Annotated in this window: 19 protein-coding genes; 12 read left to right on the top strand and 7 right to left on the bottom strand. The window is 60.8% G+C overall.

The genetic code is table 11. From position 1 onward, the window contains the following. Positions 1–36: 36 nt before the first annotated feature. The 7 genes from ACWJKU_RS12295 to ACWJKU_RS12325 form a co-directional block, all read right to left on the bottom strand. A complete protein-coding gene (locus ACWJKU_RS12295) occupies positions 37–411 on the bottom strand; it encodes an STAS-like domain-containing protein (protein ID WP_454142592.1) in 375 nt (124 codons plus the stop codon). Further along, on the bottom strand, positions 408–794 hold the full coding sequence (locus tag ACWJKU_RS12300; protein WP_454142593.1) for a hypothetical protein: 387 nt from the start codon (positions 792–794) through the stop codon (positions 408–410). The genes ACWJKU_RS12295 and ACWJKU_RS12300 overlap by 4 nt, the downstream gene beginning before the upstream one ends. Positions 795–814: 20 nt before the next feature. Next, entirely contained in the window at positions 815–2515 is a 1701-nt protein-coding gene (locus ACWJKU_RS12305; protein WP_454142594.1) for a SulP family inorganic anion transporter, read from the bottom strand. Between the two features lie 275 nt (positions 2516–2790). Next, positions 2791–2973, bottom strand: a complete 183-nt coding sequence (locus ACWJKU_RS12310) for a hypothetical protein (RefSeq protein WP_454142595.1) — start codon at positions 2971–2973, stop codon at positions 2791–2793. 140 nt (positions 2974–3113) lie between these two features. Next, positions 3114–4508: a sigma-54-dependent transcriptional regulator gene (locus ACWJKU_RS12315; RefSeq protein WP_454142596.1), complete on the bottom strand. Its 1395-nt coding sequence runs from the start codon at positions 4506–4508 to the stop codon at positions 3114–3116. Positions 4509–4515: 7 nt separating this feature from the next. Next, positions 4516–5961 carry a sensor histidine kinase gene (locus tag ACWJKU_RS12320; protein WP_454142597.1) on the bottom strand — a complete coding sequence of 482 codons (1446 nt, stop codon included), beginning with the start codon at positions 5959–5961 and terminating at the stop codon, positions 4516–4518. A 131-nt stretch (positions 5962–6092) separates the two neighbouring features. Beyond that, positions 6093–7367 (bottom strand): lipopolysaccharide biosynthesis protein, encoded by a 1275-nt coding sequence (locus ACWJKU_RS12325; RefSeq protein WP_454142598.1) that lies wholly within the window; start codon positions 7365–7367, stop codon positions 6093–6095. A 333-nt stretch (positions 7368–7700) separates the two neighbouring features. Here ACWJKU_RS12325 and ACWJKU_RS12330 point away from each other — a divergent pair, with 333 nt between their 5' ends. The 12 genes from ACWJKU_RS12330 (at position 7701) to ACWJKU_RS12385 (ending at position 18638) form a co-directional block, all read left to right on the top strand. Continuing rightward, entirely contained in the window at positions 7701–8045 is a 345-nt protein-coding gene (locus tag ACWJKU_RS12330; protein WP_454142599.1) for a hypothetical protein, read from the top strand. Between the two features lie 261 nt (positions 8046–8306). Beyond that, entirely contained in the window at positions 8307–8501 is a 195-nt protein-coding gene (locus tag ACWJKU_RS12335; protein ID WP_454142600.1) for a YezD family protein, read from the top strand. A gap of 156 nt (positions 8502–8657) precedes the next feature. Further along, a complete protein-coding gene (locus ACWJKU_RS12340; RefSeq protein ID WP_454142601.1) occupies positions 8658–10205 on the top strand; it encodes a porin in 1548 nt (515 codons plus the stop codon). A 37-nt stretch (positions 10206–10242) separates the two neighbouring features. After that, entirely contained in the window at positions 10243–11286 is a 1044-nt protein-coding gene (locus ACWJKU_RS12345) for a sulfate ABC transporter substrate-binding protein (protein ID WP_454142602.1), read from the top strand. Positions 11287–11473: 187 nt separating this feature from the next. Then, on the top strand, positions 11474–12361 hold the full coding sequence (locus ACWJKU_RS12350; RefSeq protein ID WP_454142603.1) for an EAL domain-containing protein: 888 nt from the start codon (positions 11474–11476) through the stop codon (positions 12359–12361). Between the two features lie 102 nt (positions 12362–12463). Then, positions 12464–13276, top strand: a complete 813-nt coding sequence (gene cysT / locus ACWJKU_RS12355) for a sulfate ABC transporter permease subunit CysT (protein WP_454148131.1) — start codon at positions 12464–12466, stop codon at positions 13274–13276. 20 nt (positions 13277–13296) lie between these two features. After that, complete coding sequence (gene cysW / locus ACWJKU_RS12360) at positions 13297–14172, top strand: sulfate ABC transporter permease subunit CysW (protein WP_454142604.1); 876 nt, start codon at positions 13297–13299, stop codon at positions 14170–14172. 12 nt (positions 14173–14184) lie between these two features. Next, entirely contained in the window at positions 14185–15276 is a 1092-nt protein-coding gene (locus ACWJKU_RS12365) for a sulfate/molybdate ABC transporter ATP-binding protein (protein WP_454142605.1), read from the top strand. A gap of 266 nt (positions 15277–15542) precedes the next feature. Continuing rightward, positions 15543–16328 carry a ParA family protein gene (locus tag ACWJKU_RS12370; protein ID WP_454142606.1) on the top strand — a complete coding sequence of 262 codons (786 nt, stop codon included), beginning with the start codon at positions 15543–15545 and terminating at the stop codon, positions 16326–16328. A 16-nt stretch (positions 16329–16344) separates the two neighbouring features. Then, positions 16345–16746 carry a DnaJ family domain-containing protein gene (locus tag ACWJKU_RS12375; RefSeq protein ID WP_454142607.1) on the top strand — a complete coding sequence of 134 codons (402 nt, stop codon included), beginning with the start codon at positions 16345–16347 and terminating at the stop codon, positions 16744–16746. A 21-nt stretch (positions 16747–16767) separates the two neighbouring features. Then, positions 16768–17577, top strand: coding sequence for an RMD1 family protein (locus ACWJKU_RS12380; protein WP_454142608.1), 810 nt, complete (start codon positions 16768–16770; stop codon positions 17575–17577). A 491-nt stretch (positions 17578–18068) separates the two neighbouring features. Continuing rightward, positions 18069–18638 carry an RNA polymerase sigma factor gene (locus tag ACWJKU_RS12385; protein WP_454142609.1) on the top strand — a complete coding sequence of 190 codons (570 nt, stop codon included), beginning with the start codon at positions 18069–18071 and terminating at the stop codon, positions 18636–18638. Position 18639: the final 1 nt, after the last annotated feature.

Here is an 18639-nt window from a genome sequence, read left to right on the forward strand (position 1 = left end):
GCCGGCATCCGGCGGCGCCGGGCCGTTCGCCCCCGTTTACCTCGGTCTCCCCGATCCTTGCGGATCGCATCCGATCGTGAGGAACTCGCACCCCCGGACCCAGCTCTTTTCGCGCAATTGCTCCAAGCGGCTCACCAATCCGCGAACCAGGCGCGGGCACAGGCGATCGTAATGCCGGGGCGCCAGCCAGGTTTCCGGTAGTTCGCGCTCTACGAGACGGAAGAATGCGTCGCCGAACGCCTCGGTCACATCGGCGAGACCGGAGAAGTCCAGATCGATCCGGCGTCGGGGACAACGGCGCAGCGCGGCGATGACGTGTTCGGCCTGGCCTTCCGTTTCCAGCGCCTTGGTAACGGGTCCGGCGAACCGGACCAGCGGAACGGAGAGCGAAGAGACGAATTCAGCGGTCATTTCGCCTCCGGAGCCGCCAGGCTCGGCAAACTGCGAAGCAGATCGACCGGCGCCGGCGAGCAGTCGCGGATCGCTGTATCCACCGGAATTACACTGCCGACCGGGCCGCAACTGGCGTAGGACTCGCCGAATTCGCCGCCGATGTAGGAATCGATCTCCAGAATGATGTGGCCGAGCATGCCCAACAGACTCGGGAGATCAGCGAAGCCGAGAAATTCCTGCACCCGGAACAGGCGCATTCTGGCGAACACGGTTTCGGCGGCCAGTCCCATGCGCTTGTGTTTCGCGATGGTTTCCAGCGGCTTCCGGTGTTCGGAAAACAGGTCCGGCGCGCCCGACGACGGGGCGCACCGGACCGAGAGGTGGGCTAAGAACAAAGACATATGGTTCGATTCCTCGGGATTCAACCGTGCCTGACGGTTTTGAGGCCAAGCCGCCGAGAAGCATGCTCTCCGGCGACCGTTTTCCGCCTGCGCGCGGCGAGCGGATGATCCGAATAGGGCCGATGGTTTTCGAGACCGCGGAGGTCGCAGCGGCCACCCCGCTCGATATAGTCGCGGCGGAAGCGATCGATGAACCCCATCACCGTGTGGTCGATGAGATAGGCGTTCGACAGGTCGAAAATCACCGTTTGCCCCTCGGGCAAAGCGGACAACTCGCTTTTCAGCCCGATGAAATTGGAGAAAATCGCCGATCCGTCGATGCGGATGTGATGAACGCCGGGCGAAGTTTGCGCGAGCGTGTAGTTGATCGTGATCAGATTCCTGAGATCCACGCCGCGAAGGACATGGATCGCCAGCTTGGCCACGATGCCGATGAAGACGCCTATCAGCAGATCGGTGGCCAGGACGCCCACGATCGTGATGCAGAAAAGGGCCAACTGCTCCCGGCCGATGTCCATGGTCTTGACGAATTCCTTGGGCGAGGCCAGGCGGAATCCCGTGTAGACCAGCAACGCGGCCAGCGAGGCCAGCGGGATCTCGTGAATGACGTTGGGGAAGAACAGCACGAACAGCCCCAGGAGCAGGCCGTGGAAGAAATTGGCCCAGGCGGTCTTGGCCCCGTTATGGACGTTGGCCGAGGAACGGACGATCTCGGCGATCATGGGAAGCCCCCCGACGGCGCTCGCCAAAAGATTGCCCACGCCCACCGCGGTGAGATCGCGATTCAGATCCGAATGGCGCTTGTAAGGATCAAGCTTGTCCACCGCGGCGGCGCTCAACAGCGATTCGAGACTGCCGACCAGACCAATGGAAATCGCCGCCCCCCAGAACTCGGCCGTGGCCACTTTGCCGAAATCCGGGAAATAGAAGCTGTCCCGCACATCTTCCGGAATCGCCACCAGAAACTTCGGGCCGACGGTAAATTCGTGGCCCGGAAGAATCGGGCTGTCCGACAGAAACATGTAGGCATGCTCGTGATCCAGATCGAAATACCGCTCCAGCGCCATGCCGGCCCCCACCACGATCAGGGGGGCCGGAATCATTTTCAGATAACGGTTCTTGACCAGGGACCAGATCATCAGGATGGCAAGGCCGACGAAACCGATGCAGGCGATTTCCGGATTCAAAGCCATGACGCTTTGGGGAATTTCCAGAATCGTGCCGATAAGCTCCGGGCTCTTCGGCTTCACTCCCAGCATCACGTTGAACTGCTTCACCATGATGATGATGCCGATGGCGGCCAGCATGCCGTGCACCACCGAGGCCGGAAAATAGGCGTTGAGCTTCCCGGCCTTAAAAAACCCCATCAGGATTTGCAAAACGCTCGCCACCACGATGGCGGCGAGGGTATAGCGGTAGCCCGCCAGGGCGTCGCCCTGCCCCAGGGACTGCACCGCCGAGAGAATCACCACGATGAGCCCCGCGGCGGGGCCGTTGATGGTGACGTAGGAACCGCTGATGCGCGATACCAGCACGCCGCCGATCACGGCGGTGACGATCCCGGCCATCGGCGGAAACCCGGAGGCCATGGCGATGCCGAGACATAAAGGCAAAGCGATCAGAAACACCAGAAAACCGGATAGCAGATCCGATCGCCAATGGTCCAAAAGCCCCGGAACGCCGGTCCTCGGCGCGCCGGTGGAAGATTGGATTGAAGCCATAGTCGCACTCGCGAAGTTGCATTAACCGGCCCGCAGAGCAACTTCCGCGCCAAGCACGACATTCGATTTAGCTGATTGAGTGAAGGAAGCCCTGAAAAAGCCCTATCCCATTGGGAAAGAGTGGGGTGAGGGGCTGTTGGATCGATCGGTTGCCCAGGCCGCTCCGCCGCATTGGAGACTTAATCGGAGCTTCCTGAACGACGGCCTCGAGATTCAACCGAGCCGGGATCGGTCCAAAACCACCACCCGAACCGGTGCATTTGAACCATGCCGGTTCATAATTCCCGGTGCCAGGTAGCGTCGGTGGAGATCCGCTCCCGCAGCAACAGGGTTTTGAAGTAGCGTTCCCGGAGGTCTGGATGCTTTTTGAGGAATGCCTTTTCTCTTTTCCGATAAGGGCCGGGGAAAAGTTGACGATTCGGGTTTCCTTGTTCTTGAGTTACGCCGCCAGTTTGCATTCGGGCTCGGGCGAGCCGATGCCCCGTTGCGGCTCGGTTTCGGCGTTCCGCTCGGCCAGGGCAATATCGAAGAACTCGTCGGGGGCGATTCCATTTGGCGGTCGGATAATGGCGGGCAGGATGTGCGACAGCTCGGCGGATCAGTTCGACTCTTTCAGACCGTACTTCCGGATGCGATAGCGCAACGTCTCGCGGGTCGTGCCGAGCGCGCGGGCGGCGGCGGTGACGTTGCCGTCGTGGCGCTCCAAGGTGGTTCGAATGATATAGCAGTCCATGTCGTCCAAAGCCATGCTCCCGTCGAGCGGGATGAACAATCCGTCCGCGGATGCCGCGCCGCCGCCCGGCGCCCGCTTGGCGTCGTGCCGGCGCAATTGCAACCATTCGGCAGGCAGCAGCGGCCCCTCGGCGAACAGCACGCAACGCTCGATGACGTTCCGCAGTTCCCGCACGTTGCCGGGCCAGTCGTGCGCGCGCAATTCCGCCCAGGCCGCTTCCGGCACCACCTTGACGTGCTTGCCGGCCTTGGCGTTGAACTCGGCCACGAAAAGTCCGACCAAATCTTCCAAATCTTCCTTGATGTCCCTGAGCGGCGGCAGCGTCAGCTTGAACACGCTCAAGCGGTGGTAAAGATCGCCCCGGAATTCGCCGTTCTTGACCATCTCTTCCAGATCCCTGTGGCTGGCGGCCAGGATCTGCACATCGACCGAAATCTCCTTTTCCGAACCCAGCCGGCGGATCTTCCGATCTTCGATGGCCTTGAGGAGCTTGGACTGGAGGTCCGGAGCCATCTCGCCGATTTCGTCGAGGAACAAGGTGCCGCCTTCGGCCTGCTCGATCAATCCCCGGTGCCGCGCAATGGCTCCCGTGAACGCGCCGGCTTCGTGCCCGAACAGTTCGGACTCCAGGAGTTCCCGCGGCAGCGCCGCGCAGTTGAGCTCGATCAGCGGGTTTTCTCCCCGCTTTCCGCCGTAGTGCAGGATGCGGGCCGCGAGGCCCTTGCCGGTGCCGGTTTCGCCGCCGATGATCAAGGCGCTGAACGGCACCTGGGTCAACCGCGTCAACATCTCGCGCACCCGCTGGGCCGCCTGGCTTTTGCCGACGTAGGCTTCCGGCGAATAGCGGCGGTGGCCCTGGCGGGCTTGTTGCGCCAGACGCTTTTGGGCATGGGCGCCGCGAGCGGCGCTCGAGATCACCAAATCCAGCCGCGACATCTCGCACGGTTTTTCCAGGAAGTCGTAGGCGCCCAATCGCAAGGCCCGCACCGAATCCGGCACGCTTCCGTACCCCGTGAGCAGCAGCCATTCCGTGTTGGCGATCTGTCCCCGAAGCGATTCCATGAAATCCAGCGCGTTGCCGTCCGGCAGACTCATGTCGGACAGGATCAGCAAAGGCTCGAAGCCCTGCTCCAGCAGCAGCTTTTTCGCATCCCTGAGATTCTTGACCCACTCCACCTCCCATCCCGCTTTGCGATAGTGGCGGCTCAGCTCGGAACCGAACAAGGCTTCATCTTCGATGATCAGCAAGGTATTCAGCACGGCAACCTCAAATCCATTGGCATGGAAGCGTTAAACTCACCCGAGCCCCGTGAGGCTCGATATTCGAAAGATCCAGCTGCCCGCCCATATCGCGCGTGAAACGCTGAATCATGGCAAGACCGAGCCCGGTACCGCCGGCCCGCCCGGTCGCGAAGGGGCGAATGCCGTTTTGGAGAAGCTCGGCGGAAAATCCCGGCCCGCTGTCGGTCACCGTGAGACGGATATGATCATCGTCCCGCTCGGCGCGAATTTCGATCGCGCCGCCGTGCTCTCCGATGGCCTGCGCCGAGTTCAGGATCAGATTGAGCAGCGTCTGCCGCAAACGGCATTCGGGCAGACGGCACGCCAGGTCGCTCGAAGCGGTCCAGCCGAGCCGGATATCGGGCTGGATCTGGTAACGGGTCAGCGCCACCAGTTCGCGGATCACGATGCTGACGTTGCATACGCCGACGGGCGCCGGCGTATGCCTGCCGTGATCGAGCAACTCGTTGAGGAGCCGTCCCATTCGTTTCAGCTCGGCGATGATCAAATCGACCCGTTCGGATTGCTCCGGATTATCGATCTCGTCGCGGAGATTGGCGCAAGTCAATTGGATGCCCGCCAGGGGATTGCGCAGCTCGTGGGCGATGCCGGCGGCCAATTCCCCGACCGCCGCCAGACGTTCGGTGCGCGCCAGACTGGCCTGCTGCTCCAGCAACGCCCGGGTGGCTGCGCGCACTTCGGCTTCGAGCGATTCCGCATAATGCCGCCGCGCTTCCTCGAGTTCCGCCAGAAGCTTGACCATGTCGTTATAGCTGACGAATACCGGGAGCAAAAGCGGGTCGATCTGAGTGGTTTCGATGGGCGTGAAATCTTCGCGGGCGAGGCGCAGAAGCAGTTCCTTGAGATCGTGCAGCGGAGCCAGGATCTGTCGGCGGAAGAACAGCCCGCCGAACAGTAGAACCGCCCCCAATGTCGCGAATGCCAGAGCGATTTCGGTTCGGGTCGCATGTCCGATAAGCTCCACCAGGCGTTCCCGTTCCAGGGTCTCCTCGTCCAGCATCGCGCTGGTAATGTTCAGCGCGTGCAGCAAAAGCGCTTCCTGGCGCTCCGGGGCCAAACGCTCGCCGGCGAGGTCGATGATCGACCGGCTGACCTCGGTCAGCTTATTGGGCGTGTCGGCCGCGACGTGGTAATCGTGGCGCGCCAGCTCGACCAGCCGCGCGGAAAGCTCGGAGAGTTGACGCCCGTCCAAGCGGCGATTCGCCCCGGTCGTGAAGTAACCCATCAGCACGTTCTGCAATTCGAACGCGACTTCTTGAATGCGATGAGCGTAGCCGACATCGGCGCGTATGGTTTCAAACCGCTCCAGATTGCGCCAAATCATGCCGCCGAGCAGGACGAATACCAGCAGAAGAAGACCGAGCAACGCCCAGCCCCGCAGTTGGGCATAACGATAGGAAAATGGTTTCACGGTTCGACTACCATGGCTCAAAAGCACCAATCAAGGATTCCTTCGATTCTATCTCCAGGCCCCCGTTCCAGTAAAAACCGGTCTTTAGGCGGCGTATTCTAGTCCATGAAGCAAAATTCGCTCCAAAAAGCCTATCCGACAGTTTTCAGGTGCCGATGCGCCTGATAGCGCAAGCGAATGAACAGAAAGCCCATCGACAAGGAGTAGCCGCAAGCCGCGCCGAGCGCGCCGAACCGGTCAGACAGATAGAAGCCGATCGTCAGATTGATGGCCACCGCATAACAGGTGGAAACGAATACGCTGCGGCTCCGCTTCATGAATTGCAGATAGTACGGCGAGTCGGAGAACAGCGCATTGATCGAGGCGCCCGCCGCAAGCATGCAAAGCGCTTCGTAGCCGTCGTCGAAGTGGGGACCGAACCAGCCGAGGATGGTCTGCCCGAGCGTCACGACGACGGTCAGAAAGGCCGTCGCCAACCCACCCACCACCATCAGTCGGTGCCGCATCAGACGACGCAGGGACAAGGCGTCCGAGCGCTCCATGAACATCGACGTCAGCGGCAGATAAAACCGGTTTACCGTGTTGGCCAGCAGAACGATGAAGGTGCCGGTCTGCGCGGCGACGGCATAAGTGCCGACGATGGCATCGGACGGATAGAGCAGTTCCAAAACGATCACGCCCGATCCGGCCATCACGCTCAGCATCCAACTGTTCAGCAGCAGCGGCACTGCCCGCCGCACCCACTTGGTTTTCAGAAAGGCCGGCCTGGTCCGCCACGCATCTTCCGGCATCGTGAGCCGGGCCAACTGGTGTATCGCGCTCAGAGTCCACAGCCAGGCCAAGCCGTAACCGCAGGCGACGCCGGCCGCTGTCATCGGCAGGTCGAACAGAAAAATCAGATAGATGAAAAAAAGAAAGCTGGCCGGCAAAAGCAAGCGATAAATCACGACGGCCTCGATTTGCCCGCCGTTTGCCGTAACCACCTCGACCAAAAACAGCGCAGGTGCGATGACGGGCAGAAACAACGCCAAAACGGCGATGGCGGCGTGAGAATCGACACCCCGGCCGCCTTCCAGGATCAGTCCCGCAAAAACCGCCAGAAGCAAGCTGAACAACACGATCGTGCTCAGGGAGAATTTCCAGAATCCCGAGACGCGCGTCCAGTCTCCCCTTTCTCTGTAAACCGGAATGCAGCGCAAGGCATATTTGTCCAGTCCGAGAGTGGCCACGGTGGATAAGATCGTAACGGCGGACAGCGCTACGCTGAAATCGTCGAAATCCCGAACCGAAAGGTTTCGCGCCAGAGTGATATGGATGACGTAAAACAGCAGGTAATTGACGACCGCGAGAACGCACAGAACCAGGGAGCCGGAATATTCGGCGCGCGCCGGGAGCCGAGCCATCATGAACGTGCGTGCGGGTTGCGGGGCAACCCGATCGAGTCGGATTTATCTTTCGTCATCAATGTAGATGTTTTATTGGTTTTATGACCGATCGATGAAATCCGGCAGGGCTGTCCCAAAAGCCAGCCGCTTTCGCGCGCGGCGGCCGGGCGCCTATTATGCCAGTACCCGAGCGGCGATGATTCGATCTGCCATAAAGCCTATCGAGCCATTCCCCGGATATCTTCCCGAAAAGCTTTGCAAAATCCCCCAGGATCGAATCGAGCCGTTGCGCCGCCGTCTAATCAGAAACGCGTTACGAAACGTGCCGACAAACCGAACACAAGGAGCGCGGCCATGAAACAGACGGGAAAAGCGCTGGCCGTTTTTCTGGGCTGGAGCCTCTTGAACCTCCCCGCCCCGGCGGAAGAGCGAAAAAGCCCTCCGGCGCCCGCCGAAATACAAGGCGGGGAGCAAGAGATACGGCGCCTGAAAGAAACACAAGAGTATCTGCTGAAGATGCACGACTTGATGCATCGGATTCGGGACGCCAAGACCGACGAGGAGCGCGAGCGCCTCAAGCTGGAGCACCTCAAGCTTCTTCAGATCCGGATGTCCCCGCGCGATTCGGGCATCATGCCGGAACATATCCAAGAGCTCATGGAACAGGGCGCCGACATAAAGGATCGGCAGAAAAAATAGCCGGAAGCGCCGCGCTTCGTCGATCCGCCGGATCGCGCCCCGGTTTGCCGAGCGTAATACCGGGGCCCTGCGGCGGGCGCGCGAATCGCGCATTTTTATATCTATAAGTTATAAATAACTTATTTTTTATTCTTTTTTATCATCAAACATCGTTGCTAATATGCCTCCACCGACGATTCAAAGGCTTTCGCCCCGGAAAAAGGGAATGCGGAACCGCAGGAATGAAGACTCGAGACCGGAAAAACAGCCCAGGCTTGCACTATGACATCCAATAACCGTTCGCTTCACTATCAGGATTCGCCGGCATCGCTGACCGCCCAAAAGATCCTGGAGGCATTGCAAGGTCTCAAGTTCGGCGCGGTCGAGATCATCGTGCACGACGGACGCATCGTCCAGATCGAACGCAAGGAAAAGCTTCGCCTCAACGTATCCTGTCCCGCCGCTCCCGCGGAATGAGGCGGATACCCCGCCTGAAAACCGCAGCCCGAATCCTGTTTTCGGATCGTCAAGATCAACCCACCGGTCCACCGGAGGCTCGATAAGAAAAATACGACTCGGCACGCTGACCGGATCACCGGAACGGCCTGAATGTGATGACAAAGGATCACTATCATGCAAAACCGATGGTCTTTATTGTGGGCGGCCGGGGTGGGCGGCGCTTGGCTGGGATTCGTACCCGAAGCTTCGGCCATGACCGCCGAGCAGCGTTTCGAACGGCTGGAGCGCCACATCCTGGAACTCGAGAGACGGTTGGAAGCCTCGGAAGCGGAAAATCAAAAGCTGCGTTCGAAGAAATCCGCCGACGCATCGGCGGCCCCCGAACCGGACGTCAAGGCGCTGGACAAGAAGGTGAAAATCCTGGAACGCAAACTCGAGGTCGCCGATGAAATCGCCATAGAAAGCGCCAAGAAAGCCCCGAAGCTCGAAGCGGGATCCAATGGCGTCCGATTCGTTTCGTCCGATAACGAGCATGTCGTGCGCCTTAGGGGTTCGATACAAGCCGACTACAAATTCTTCATGGATGACAACCGGACGCCCGCCGGCCTCGACACCGGATATCTGCCGGACAGGTTCGAGCTCAAGCAGGCCCGTCTCTGGCTGGAGGGCACGCTTTGGAAGTATCTGGACTTCAAGCTCATGCCCGATTTCGGCAACGGAAAAACCGTTCTGGCGGACGCGTGGATCGACGCTCATTACTTTTCTTTCGCCAGCCTCAACTTCGGCAAACAGAAAGCCCCGATCAGCCTGGAACGGCTGCAAGGCGATACCGACGGTACGTTCCTGGAACGCGCCTACCCCACTTACCTGGCGACCAACCGCGACATTGGCGTGATGCTCCACGGCGAATTCGCCAAGCCCGGTTATCAGGTCGAGTATGGCGGGCCGGTGGATTTCAAGAATTTCTTCAGCTATCAGCTCGGCGTTTTCGACGGCGCGGGCGACAACGGCTCCAGCGACACGGACACCGACGACGACAAGGAGTTCGTCGGCCGCCTCTGGGCTCATCCGCTTCAGCATAGCGGCATCGCCGCGCTCGAAGGACTCGGAATCGGCCTATCGGGCAGTTGGGGAATGCCGAAGAAGGCGGCGCCGGTCAACATAAACAGCGCGGTCGGACAGAACAGGATCCTGGATTATGGCCAGCTCTCGACCGGCACCAGTTCGCTCGTCGCCGACGGCGATCATTATCGCGTCTATCCGCAGGCGTATTGGTATTACGGGCCTTACGGACTAATGGGCGAGTATGTCCTGTCGTCGCAGCAGTTGCTGGGGAACCGGAATGGCCGAGCCGGGCGGATTCAACAGGACAACACCGCCTGGCAGGTTCAGGCGTCCTATGTAATCACCGGCGAGGACAATACGTTTCAAAGCGTAAAACCCCGCCAGGCCTTCAATCCGTTCAACGGCCAGTGGGGCGCATGGCAAGTGGCGGCGCGCTGGAGCGAATTGGACATCGACGACGACACCTTCGTGTACGCCAATCCGTCCAGATCGGTCAGCAAGGCGACCGCCTGGGCGCTGGGCGTGAACTGGTTCCTGACCCGAAACGCACGGCTCATGGCCGATTACGAACAGACGTATTTCGACGGCGGCGCTGCCGGCGGGAGGGACCGCCCCACGGAAAAAGTGTTCGCAACGCGGTTCCAGTTGGTGTTCTGACTATTTTCCCCTGTCTCTCGACCTAAGGAGTTAATTCATGAAATTGAAAAATATTACGAACACGCTGAGCGCATCGCTGCTCGGCGCGGCGCTGGCCGCTTCGGTCGCGGCCGAGGCCGCTGATGTCGGCCTGCTCAACGTCTCTTACGATCCCACCCGGGAATTCTACGAAGAGTACAACGCGGCCTTCGCCCGGTATTGGAAAGAAAAAACGGGCGACACGGTAACCGTCAAGCAATCCCACGGCGGCGGCGGCAAGCAGGCGCGCGCGGTGATCGACGGGCTGGACGCGGACGTGGTGACTCTGGCCCTGGCCTACGACGTCGACCAGTTGTATCAAAAAGCCAAGCTGATTCCGGAAAACTGGCAGTCTCGCCTGCCGAACAACAGCGCCCCCTACACCTCCACTATGGTGTTCCTGGTGCGCGAGGGAAATCCCAAGGGCATCAAAGACTGGATCGACCTCGCCAAGCCCGGGGTTTCGGTGGTCACGCCCAATCCGAAAACCTCCGGCGGCGCCCGCTGGATCTATCTCGCCGCCTGGGGCTACGGGTTGAAAAAACTGGGAAGCGAAGCGACCGCCAAGGATCTGGTGCAAAAGATCTATAAAAACGCAGCCGTATTGGATACCGGAGCGCGCGGCTCCACCGTCACCTTCGCCGAGCGGGAAATCGGCGACGTGCTGATCACCTGGGAGAACGAAGCCCATTTGATCCTCAAGGAATACAGCCAATCCAGCAGCACCGAACACGGCCGGCAGAAATTCGAACTGGTCACGCCTTCTCTCAGCATTCTGGCCGAACCGCCGGTCACGGTGGTGGACAAGGTGGCCAAGCGGCACGGCACTGAAAAACTGGCGACGGCCTATCTGGAATACCTCTACGGCAAGGAGGGCCAGGATCTCGCCGGGAAACATTTCTACCGGCCCAGCGATCCCGAGATCCTGGCCAAATACGGCAATCAATTCCAGAAGCTCGAACTGTTCAGGATTTCGGACGTTTTCGGCGACTGGAACAAGGCCCAAAAGACCCATTTCTCGGACGGCGGCGTGTTCGATCAGCTTTACGGAGCGGGACGTTAGAGCGTTTTCATTACGAACGCAGGGGCGGTGTAGGGGCGGCTTGAGTCGCCCCTCCCACTTAACATACGACCTGGTTGAGGTTTTCAGGCAGTTAACCCGCCATGTGAAAACGAAACCGCCCCAAACCCGCTGGCAGGCCGGGATCGTCTGCCTTTCCACCGGCCACTTTCGATCAAGGAGACGTCCTATGCCACTGCAACGACTCGTCGAGTATTTCAACCAGCGCTTCACCGAAGAACAAGGATTGAGCCGGCCGCCGCTCCGGCTGAACGGTACGCGGGTCGAAGGGAATTTCGGAAACCTGCGTTTCGGCAGCATTCTCCAGCCGGTGCGCCTGGCCGAATCTCCGGCGCTCGTGATCGGCCACGATGCGTCCTCGTTCGCGCCGGATACGCCGAACGATGCGAATTCGCCGTTTTATGGTCCGGCCCCGGACGAAGCTCCCGATATCGTGAACCTCGACCGTTTGACCCGCACCGTCCACATGCTCAATTACCTGCCGGTCGCCCATGAGGACGGGCACCTGTTCCTGCATGTGCATCCGCGCCATGTTCTGGCGGTGAAACGGGATCACGGCGCCTATTTCGAAGAGATCATCCGGCGCTGCGGGCTCTCTCCCCGGCGCGTCGTCATCACGCTGCCGATAAGCCCGGTCTACGGCCGCCATCTGGTTCTTCTGCTCGAACGGCTGAGAAATTACCGCGACCGCGGCTACTCGACGGCGGTCAAATTCGACGACCGCTTGGGCGAAATCGTCCTCGAACGCTATTGCATCGAATTTCTCTACCGCTTCACGCCCGATGTCGTGCGGCTCGACATCCGATTTTTTCCGAGGCCGACGCGCGATGCAGAAAATTATCGGCGACGTTCTTCCCTGCTGTCGGCCATTCGCCGCCTGGACACCCAGTTATTGGTCGAAGGCGTCGACAGCGACGCCGATGCCGATCTGGCAAGTCTGGTACGGGCCGATTGGGTCAAGGGAAGCCACTACGAGTGGGGCGCCGCCCGCAGAGAGAAACGGGTGCTCGCCGATTGCGGCGCATCAGCCTCGATCGGGGATTCCCTCGCCATCTAATAACATATATTCATAAGCAACAATCATTTTATTCTTTTTAAGAATATGCCGTTGTTGTTATCGTGCGGGGAAACAATATCTCGCGAGGTTCGTTCGGCAATGCTGAAAAGACACGGCGTCCTGCCCGGTTTTTCGATAACGATGGGGTTCACGCTACTGTACCTGAGTCTCATCGTGCTGGTTCCCCTTTCGGCAACCTTTCTGAAAAGCGCCAGCCTGGGCTGGGACGGATTCTGGGCCGTCATTACGGCGCCGCGCGTCCTGGCATCCTACAAGCTGACCTTCGGCGCAGCCCTGGCCGGAGCATCGATCGATGCGCTGTTCGGGCTGCTGGTGGCCTGGGTGCTGGTCCGCTACGACTTCTTCGGCAAGAAGCTCGTGGACGCCTTCGTGGACTTGCCGTTCGCCTTGCCGACCGCCGTGGCCGGCATCGCGCTGGCGACGCTTTATTCGAGCAAGGGCTGGATCGGACAGCTCGTCGCCCCTCTCGGCATCAAGATCGCGTATACGCCGATCGGCACGGTGATCGCGCTGACCTTCATCGGCCTGCCGTTCGTCGTCCGCACGGTTCAGCCGATCCTGGAGGACTTCGAGACCGAACTGGAAGAGGCGGCGGCCAGCCTCGGAGCCAATCGCTGGCAGATCTTTCGGAAAGTCATCCTGCCGGCGCTGTTGCCGGCGCTCTCGACCGGATTTGCCCTGGCCTTCGCCCGCGCCGTCGGGGAGTACGGTTCGGTCATTTTCATCGCCGGCAACATTCCGATGGTTTCGGAAATCACGCCGCTGCTGATCGTCACCAAGCTGGAACAGTACGACTACGCCGGCGCCACGGCCCTGGCCGTGTCCATGCTGATCGTATCGTTCGGCCTGCTGCTCGCCATCAACGGGCTTCAGCGCCGGCAACGCCGCGTCTGATCTTTACGAGGAATCTTCGCATGTCTTCGATCGCCCTCCCCTCAACGGCGGTCCGCGCCCGCGCCAATCGCGAGCCGGCGCCGGTCCGCTGGCTGCTGATCGCCTCGGCCCTGATTTTTCTGATCGCCTTTTTGTTTTTGCCGCTGGCCGTGGTGTTCAGCCAAGCGCTCGGCAAAGGTTGGGCCGCCTATGGCGCCGCGCTGATCGACCCCAATGCGCTTTCCGCGGTTGGGCTGACGGTCCTGGCGGCGGCCATCGCCGTGCCGTTGAATCTGGTGTTCGGCATCGCCGCCGCCTGGGCCATCGCCAAGTTTGAATTTCCGGGGAAAAGCCTGCTGACGACCCTGATCGACTTGCCGTTCTCGGTCTCCCCGGTGGTGTCGGGGCTGATCTACGTGCTGTTGTTCGGTCTCCAGGGCTGGCTCGGTCCGTGGCTGCAAGTCCACGACATCAAGCTGATCTTCGCCGTGCCCGGCATCGTCCTGGCCACGATTTTCGTCACCTTCCCGTTCGTCGCCCGCGAACTCGTTCCGCTCATGCAGGCGCAGGGCACCGAGGAAGAGGAAGCCGCGATCGTCCTAGGTGCTTCGGGCTGGCAGACCTTCTGGCGCGTCACCCTGCCCAACGTGAAATGGGGCCTGCTGTACGGCGTGATCCTCTGCAACGCGCGCGCCATGGGCGAATTCGGCGCGGTCTCGGTGGTGTCCGGCCACATCCGGGGGCTGACCAACACCATCCCGCTGCACGTGGAGATTCTGTACAACGAATACAACAGCGCCGCGGCGTTCGCGGTGGCTTCCGTCCTGGCGCTACTGGCCCTGGCGACGCTCGCGGCCAAAAGCTTTCTGGAATGGCGCATCAAAGAACAGGCGGTCGATCAGGATTTACCTTTATAGGAACGACCCGATATGAGCATCGAAATCAAAAACATCGAAAAATCCTTCGGCCGGTTCAGGGCTTTGAAGAACATCAACCTCGACATCGGCGGCGGCGAACTGGTGGCGCTGCTGGGCCCTTCCGGCTGCGGCAAGACGACCCTGCTGCGCATCATCGCGGGGCTCGAAGCGCCCGACTCCGGTTCGATCCTGTTTCACGGCGAAGACGCGACCCATCGCCACGTACGGGACCGGCAAGTCGGCTTCGTGTTCCAGCATTACGCGCTATTCCGGCACATGACGGTGTTCGAGAACATCGCCTTCGGCCTCCGGGTCCGGCCGAGAAATCGGCGCCCCGCGGAAAGCGAGATTCGGCGCAAGGTGCGCGACTTGTTGAATCTGGTGCAACTGGACTGGTTGGCGGACCGCTATCCCGGACAACTGTCGGGCGGCCAGCGCCAGCGCATCGCTCTGGCCCGCGCCCTGGCGGTCGAACCCAAGGTGCTGCTCCTCGACGAGCCGTTCGGCGCGCTCGACGCCAAGGTTCGGAAAGACCTGCGCCGCTGGCTGCGGCGCTTGCACGACGAACTGCACGTCACCAGCGTGTTCGTGACCCACGATCAGGAAGAAGCCCTGGAAGTGGCGGACCGGGTGGTGGTGCTGAACGAAGGCCGGGTCGAGCAGATCGGAACGCCCGACGAGGTGTACGACCATCCGGAAACGCCCTTCGTCTACCGGTTTTTGGGCGACGTCAACCTGTTCCACGGCCGCGTTCACGATGGCCATGCCCGAATCGGCGAAACCGAAGCGGATCTCGCCGGCGGCTCCGATCATCCGGAATCCGCGACCTTTTACGTGCGGCCGCATGAAATCGAGATCCTGCGCGACGGCGGCACCGGCACCATCGCCGCCCGGATCAGCGACATCCGCCCCCTGGGAGCCACCGTGCGCATCGAACTGGAACGCAGCGACGGCCGCGGCACCGTGGAAGCCGAATTGACGCGGGACCAATTCAGCCGCAAGGGCTTGTGCCAAGGCGAAAGAGTCTACCTGCAACCGAAGCGCCTCAGGACGTTCGACGGCAACACGAAATCGGAAACGCCGCTGGAGGCTGCCAATCTGTAGCGCCACAGGATGGGCACGGCTCGCCGGGAGCAAATTTGAACAGGCGAAGCCTGGCCCGGAGGACGAGCCCCACGCGTGGGGCGAGTAAAGCGCAGCGTGCCCATCGCGGGCCGGAATCCAAGCGCCCCATTTTTGTATTTCGACGCCGCCTCGCTACACTCGAGCGTACGGTTCCGGATTTGTTCGGAGCTTCCCTAGCTATCGGATGCGGTTGTTCTTTATACTTTCCCGATTGCTTTTTCCCCATTCGCTTTGAGAGAGTTTTTATGCGCCGGGTCATATTCAATCAAAAGGGAGGCGTCGGTAAGTCCACGATTACCTGCAACCTCGCCGCCATCAGCGCCGCCGAAGGCAAGAAAACCTTGGTTATCGACCTCGATATCCAGGGTAATTCCACCCATTATCTGCTCGGTCGCAAGGTGACCGACCCGGACGCCAGCATCGCGCATTTCTTCAAGGAAACCCTGAGCCTGAATCTGTTCGGCAAAACCCCGAACACCGGACTGGAAGGGGCCATACACGAAACGCCGTTTCCGAATCTGTACGTGGTGCCCTCGCACCCCGAGCTGGAACCGCTGCAAAGCCGGCTCGAATCCCGCTACAAGATCTACAAGCTGCGCGAGGCGCTGGACGCTCTCGGCGAGTTCGAGCGCATCTACATCGACACGCCACCGGTGCTCAATTTCTACAGCCGCTCGGCCTTGATCGCCGCCCGGCACTGCCTGATCCCCTTCGATTGCGACGCCTTTTCGCGGGAAGCCCTGTACAACCTGCTGGCGGTCATCGGCGAGATCAAGGCGGATCACAACGATGCCCTGGAAATCGAAGGCATCATCGTCAATCAGTTCCAGGGCCGCGCCAATCTGCCGCAGCAACTGGTCAATCAGTTGATCTCGGAAGGCCACCCGGTCTTGCAAACCAAGCTCTCGCCCTCGGTGAAGGTGCGCGAATCCCATAGCGAATCCAAGCCGCTGATTCATTACGCGCCCGAACACAAACTCTCGGAGGAATATAAGTCGCTGCATCGGGAAATTCACGAAAGAAGCCACTGACGATCTCCACCGATCCATGAGCACGCTCGCGTTTCTCGATCGAATTGCGGAAGAAAAAATCCGCGCCGCCATCGAGCGCGGCGACTTGCAGAATTTGCCCGGCGCGGGCAAACCCATTCCCGACGAAGAAGACCTGGCCCTGGTGCCCGCCGATCTACGCATGGCGTACCGGGTGCTCAAGAATGCCGGCCATGTTCCCGAGGAAGTCCGCTTGCGGCGGGAAATCGAAGACGTCGGCCGCCTGCTCGACTTGTGCGACGATTCATCGGCGCAATACCGGGAGAGTTTGAACCGGCTGCACCTCCTCGTGCAGCGGCTGGGCGAGATGCGCGGCGGCAACCTGGCGCTGCACGACCGCTACTACAGGCAGGTCGCCGAAAAGTTCGCTCGCCCGCATACTACGCCGAAGACCCGGTAAATCGCTCTCAGGGACTGCGCGGTGCAAACGGAGGACACCCAAAAAACGAGCGGACCCGCCGAAACCTTGCGCGCGCGGGCCTGGTTTCTGGGAACCCGCATCGATATCCGGGATCTGGAGCGCGGCGGCCGGCTCACCGTGGGGCCACTGACCATGCTGGTGGGTCCGAAGGGTTACAGCCTCATCTTCCGTTTCGGCGTCGTCGTTCTCATCGGCCTCGCCCGATCCGAGGAAGCCGAAATCCTCGAACGACTGGCGCCGTCGGTCCACAATGCCTTCGCGCAACCCGAATCGGACGAGGTGGATATCGTTATCGATCCCGGCCGGCCCGAGCGCTTCGATCTCGACGGGCGGTTGAGCCTGAGCGAAGCGAGCGGGGGGCGGATGCAAGTAGTCGCCCACGTGCTGGCGAAAAGTTGCGTGCTCGGCTATTACGAGCGCAGCGTCGGCGAAGTGTTCGACCGCGTCGAGCGGCTGGCCGAACGCCTGAGCCGGGGACTCGGCCCGGCCCGGGATAAAAAGGAAATCCTCAACGAGATCGGCAACGTCCTGTTGATTCTGACCCGGACCGTAGGCCGCGTCGAAGTCACCGAAAAGCCGGAAATCGCCTGGGAAGACATCGAACTCGACCGGCTCTACGAACGGCTGGCCTACGAGTACGAGCTGCGCGACCGGGACCTGGCGCTGTCGCGCAAGCTGGAACTGATCTCCCGCACCGCCGAAACCTATCTGGATCTGGTCAACAACCGCCAGACGCTGCGGGTAGAGTGGTACATCGTCATTCTCATCGTGCTGGAAATCATCCTGTCGCTATACGAGAAGTTCTTCTGACCGGCCGCCGTCCGCAAACAAAAATTCCGAAACGAGCGTAGGTTTTTCCCCGCTCCGGCGTATATGGGTATAAACCTAAAAGAAATGACCGCCATGCCACGTCGGCCGCCGCAGGCCCTCTCCCCAAGCTCTCTCCCGGAGGGCGAGGGGCTCGGGAGAAGGACCGGGGATGATGGCTTAGGCCTTTTCAGGTTGTTTCCAACGGCCGGATTCAGGATAAAAAACCTTTCACGAAACCCTTGGCACAGATCCCTTTCCGATGCACATCCCAAAAGCTCCAGAGCGCTTTCCAATCGGGTGCAGGGGCGACTTGAATCGTCCCTGCGCGGCGCGCGCTCCGTGCGGAATGCCCTCGACGCGAGACGAAAATGCCTTAGCCGCGCAATCGCACGCGCATCCGATCGAACCGGCGAAGCCTTGAACGGCGGTCGTTCGTGAGCGATTTGTCCTGCCTAACGATAAAATCCGGCGCCGGATTTCAGCCCCCGCGGATGGCGCAGACGGGCGATACCCCCGCCATCGACGACGAAATCCTGATGAGCCGCGTCGTTCAAGGCGATCACGAAGCCTTTTCGTTGCTGGTCCGGCGCCATACGCCCCGGATGTATGCGCTGGCGCAACGGATCGGCGGACCGGCGGCGGAGGCCGAGGAAATAACCCAGGAGGCGTTTCTCCGGGTTTGGGTGAACGCCGCGTCCTGGTCGCCGCGGAAGGGCTCTTTCGCGGTCTGGCTGGGACGAATCGTCGTCAATCTCTGCATCGACCGCCGCCGCGGGGACCGCTACGAACCTTGGGGCGACGACGAACCCCCGATCGAAGCCGAATGCAATCTGGAATCCGAGCTGTTCCGGCAACAGCAAACCGAGCAGGTCGCCCTGGCCGTCGCCGAACTGCCGGTGCGCCAGAGAACCGCCCTGGCCTTGTGTTATTACGAAGGCTTCAGCAATGCCGAAGCCGCCGAAATCCTCGATATCTCGGTGGGCGCCCTGGAAGCCTTGTTGGTCCGGGCGCGGCGCGCGTTGCGCGAACGTCTGGCTCCCTTGACCCAATCTCACGATTAGA

The organism is Methylocaldum sp. MU1018, assembly GCF_053646775.1.

What these genes read in the sequence shown, in the direction of transcription:
- ACWJKU_RS12295 (WP_454142592.1), bottom strand. Translation starts at nt 411, where the DNA reads ATGACCGCTGAATTCGTCTCTTCGCTCTCCGTTCCGCTGGTCCGGTTC.
- ACWJKU_RS12310 (WP_454142595.1), bottom strand. Translation starts at nt 2,973, where the DNA reads ATGCAAACTGGCGGCGTAACTCAAGAACAAGGAAACCCGAATCGTCAA.
- ACWJKU_RS12300 (WP_454142593.1), bottom strand. Translation starts at nt 794, where the DNA reads ATGTCTTTGTTCTTAGCCCACCTCTCGGTCCGGTGCGCCCCGTCGTCG.
- ACWJKU_RS12350 (WP_454142603.1), top strand. Translation starts at nt 11,474, where the DNA reads ATGCCACTGCAACGACTCGTCGAGTATTTCAACCAGCGCTTCACCGAA.
- ACWJKU_RS12340 (WP_454142601.1), top strand. Translation starts at nt 8,658, where the DNA reads ATGCAAAACCGATGGTCTTTATTGTGGGCGGCCGGGGTGGGCGGCGCT.
- ACWJKU_RS12305 (WP_454142594.1), bottom strand. Translation starts at nt 2,515, where the DNA reads ATGGCTTCAATCCAATCTTCCACCGGCGCGCCGAGGACCGGCGTTCCG.
- ACWJKU_RS12370 (WP_454142606.1), top strand. Translation starts at nt 15,543, where the DNA reads ATGCGCCGGGTCATATTCAATCAAAAGGGAGGCGTCGGTAAGTCCACG.
- ACWJKU_RS12330 (WP_454142599.1), top strand. Translation starts at nt 7,701, where the DNA reads ATGAAACAGACGGGAAAAGCGCTGGCCGTTTTTCTGGGCTGGAGCCTC.
- ACWJKU_RS12375 (WP_454142607.1), top strand. Translation starts at nt 16,345, where the DNA reads ATGAGCACGCTCGCGTTTCTCGATCGAATTGCGGAAGAAAAAATCCGC.
- ACWJKU_RS12385 (WP_454142609.1), top strand. Translation starts at nt 18,069, where the DNA reads ATGGCGCAGACGGGCGATACCCCCGCCATCGACGACGAAATCCTGATG.
- ACWJKU_RS12325 (WP_454142598.1), bottom strand. Translation starts at nt 7,367, where the DNA reads ATGATGGCTCGGCTCCCGGCGCGCGCCGAATATTCCGGCTCCCTGGTT.
- ACWJKU_RS12365 (WP_454142605.1), top strand. Translation starts at nt 14,185, where the DNA reads ATGAGCATCGAAATCAAAAACATCGAAAAATCCTTCGGCCGGTTCAGG.
- ACWJKU_RS12345 (WP_454142602.1), top strand. Translation starts at nt 10,243, where the DNA reads ATGAAATTGAAAAATATTACGAACACGCTGAGCGCATCGCTGCTCGGC.
- cysW (WP_454142604.1), top strand. Translation starts at nt 13,297, where the DNA reads ATGTCTTCGATCGCCCTCCCCTCAACGGCGGTCCGCGCCCGCGCCAAT.
- ACWJKU_RS12335 (WP_454142600.1), top strand. Translation starts at nt 8,307, where the DNA reads ATGACATCCAATAACCGTTCGCTTCACTATCAGGATTCGCCGGCATCG.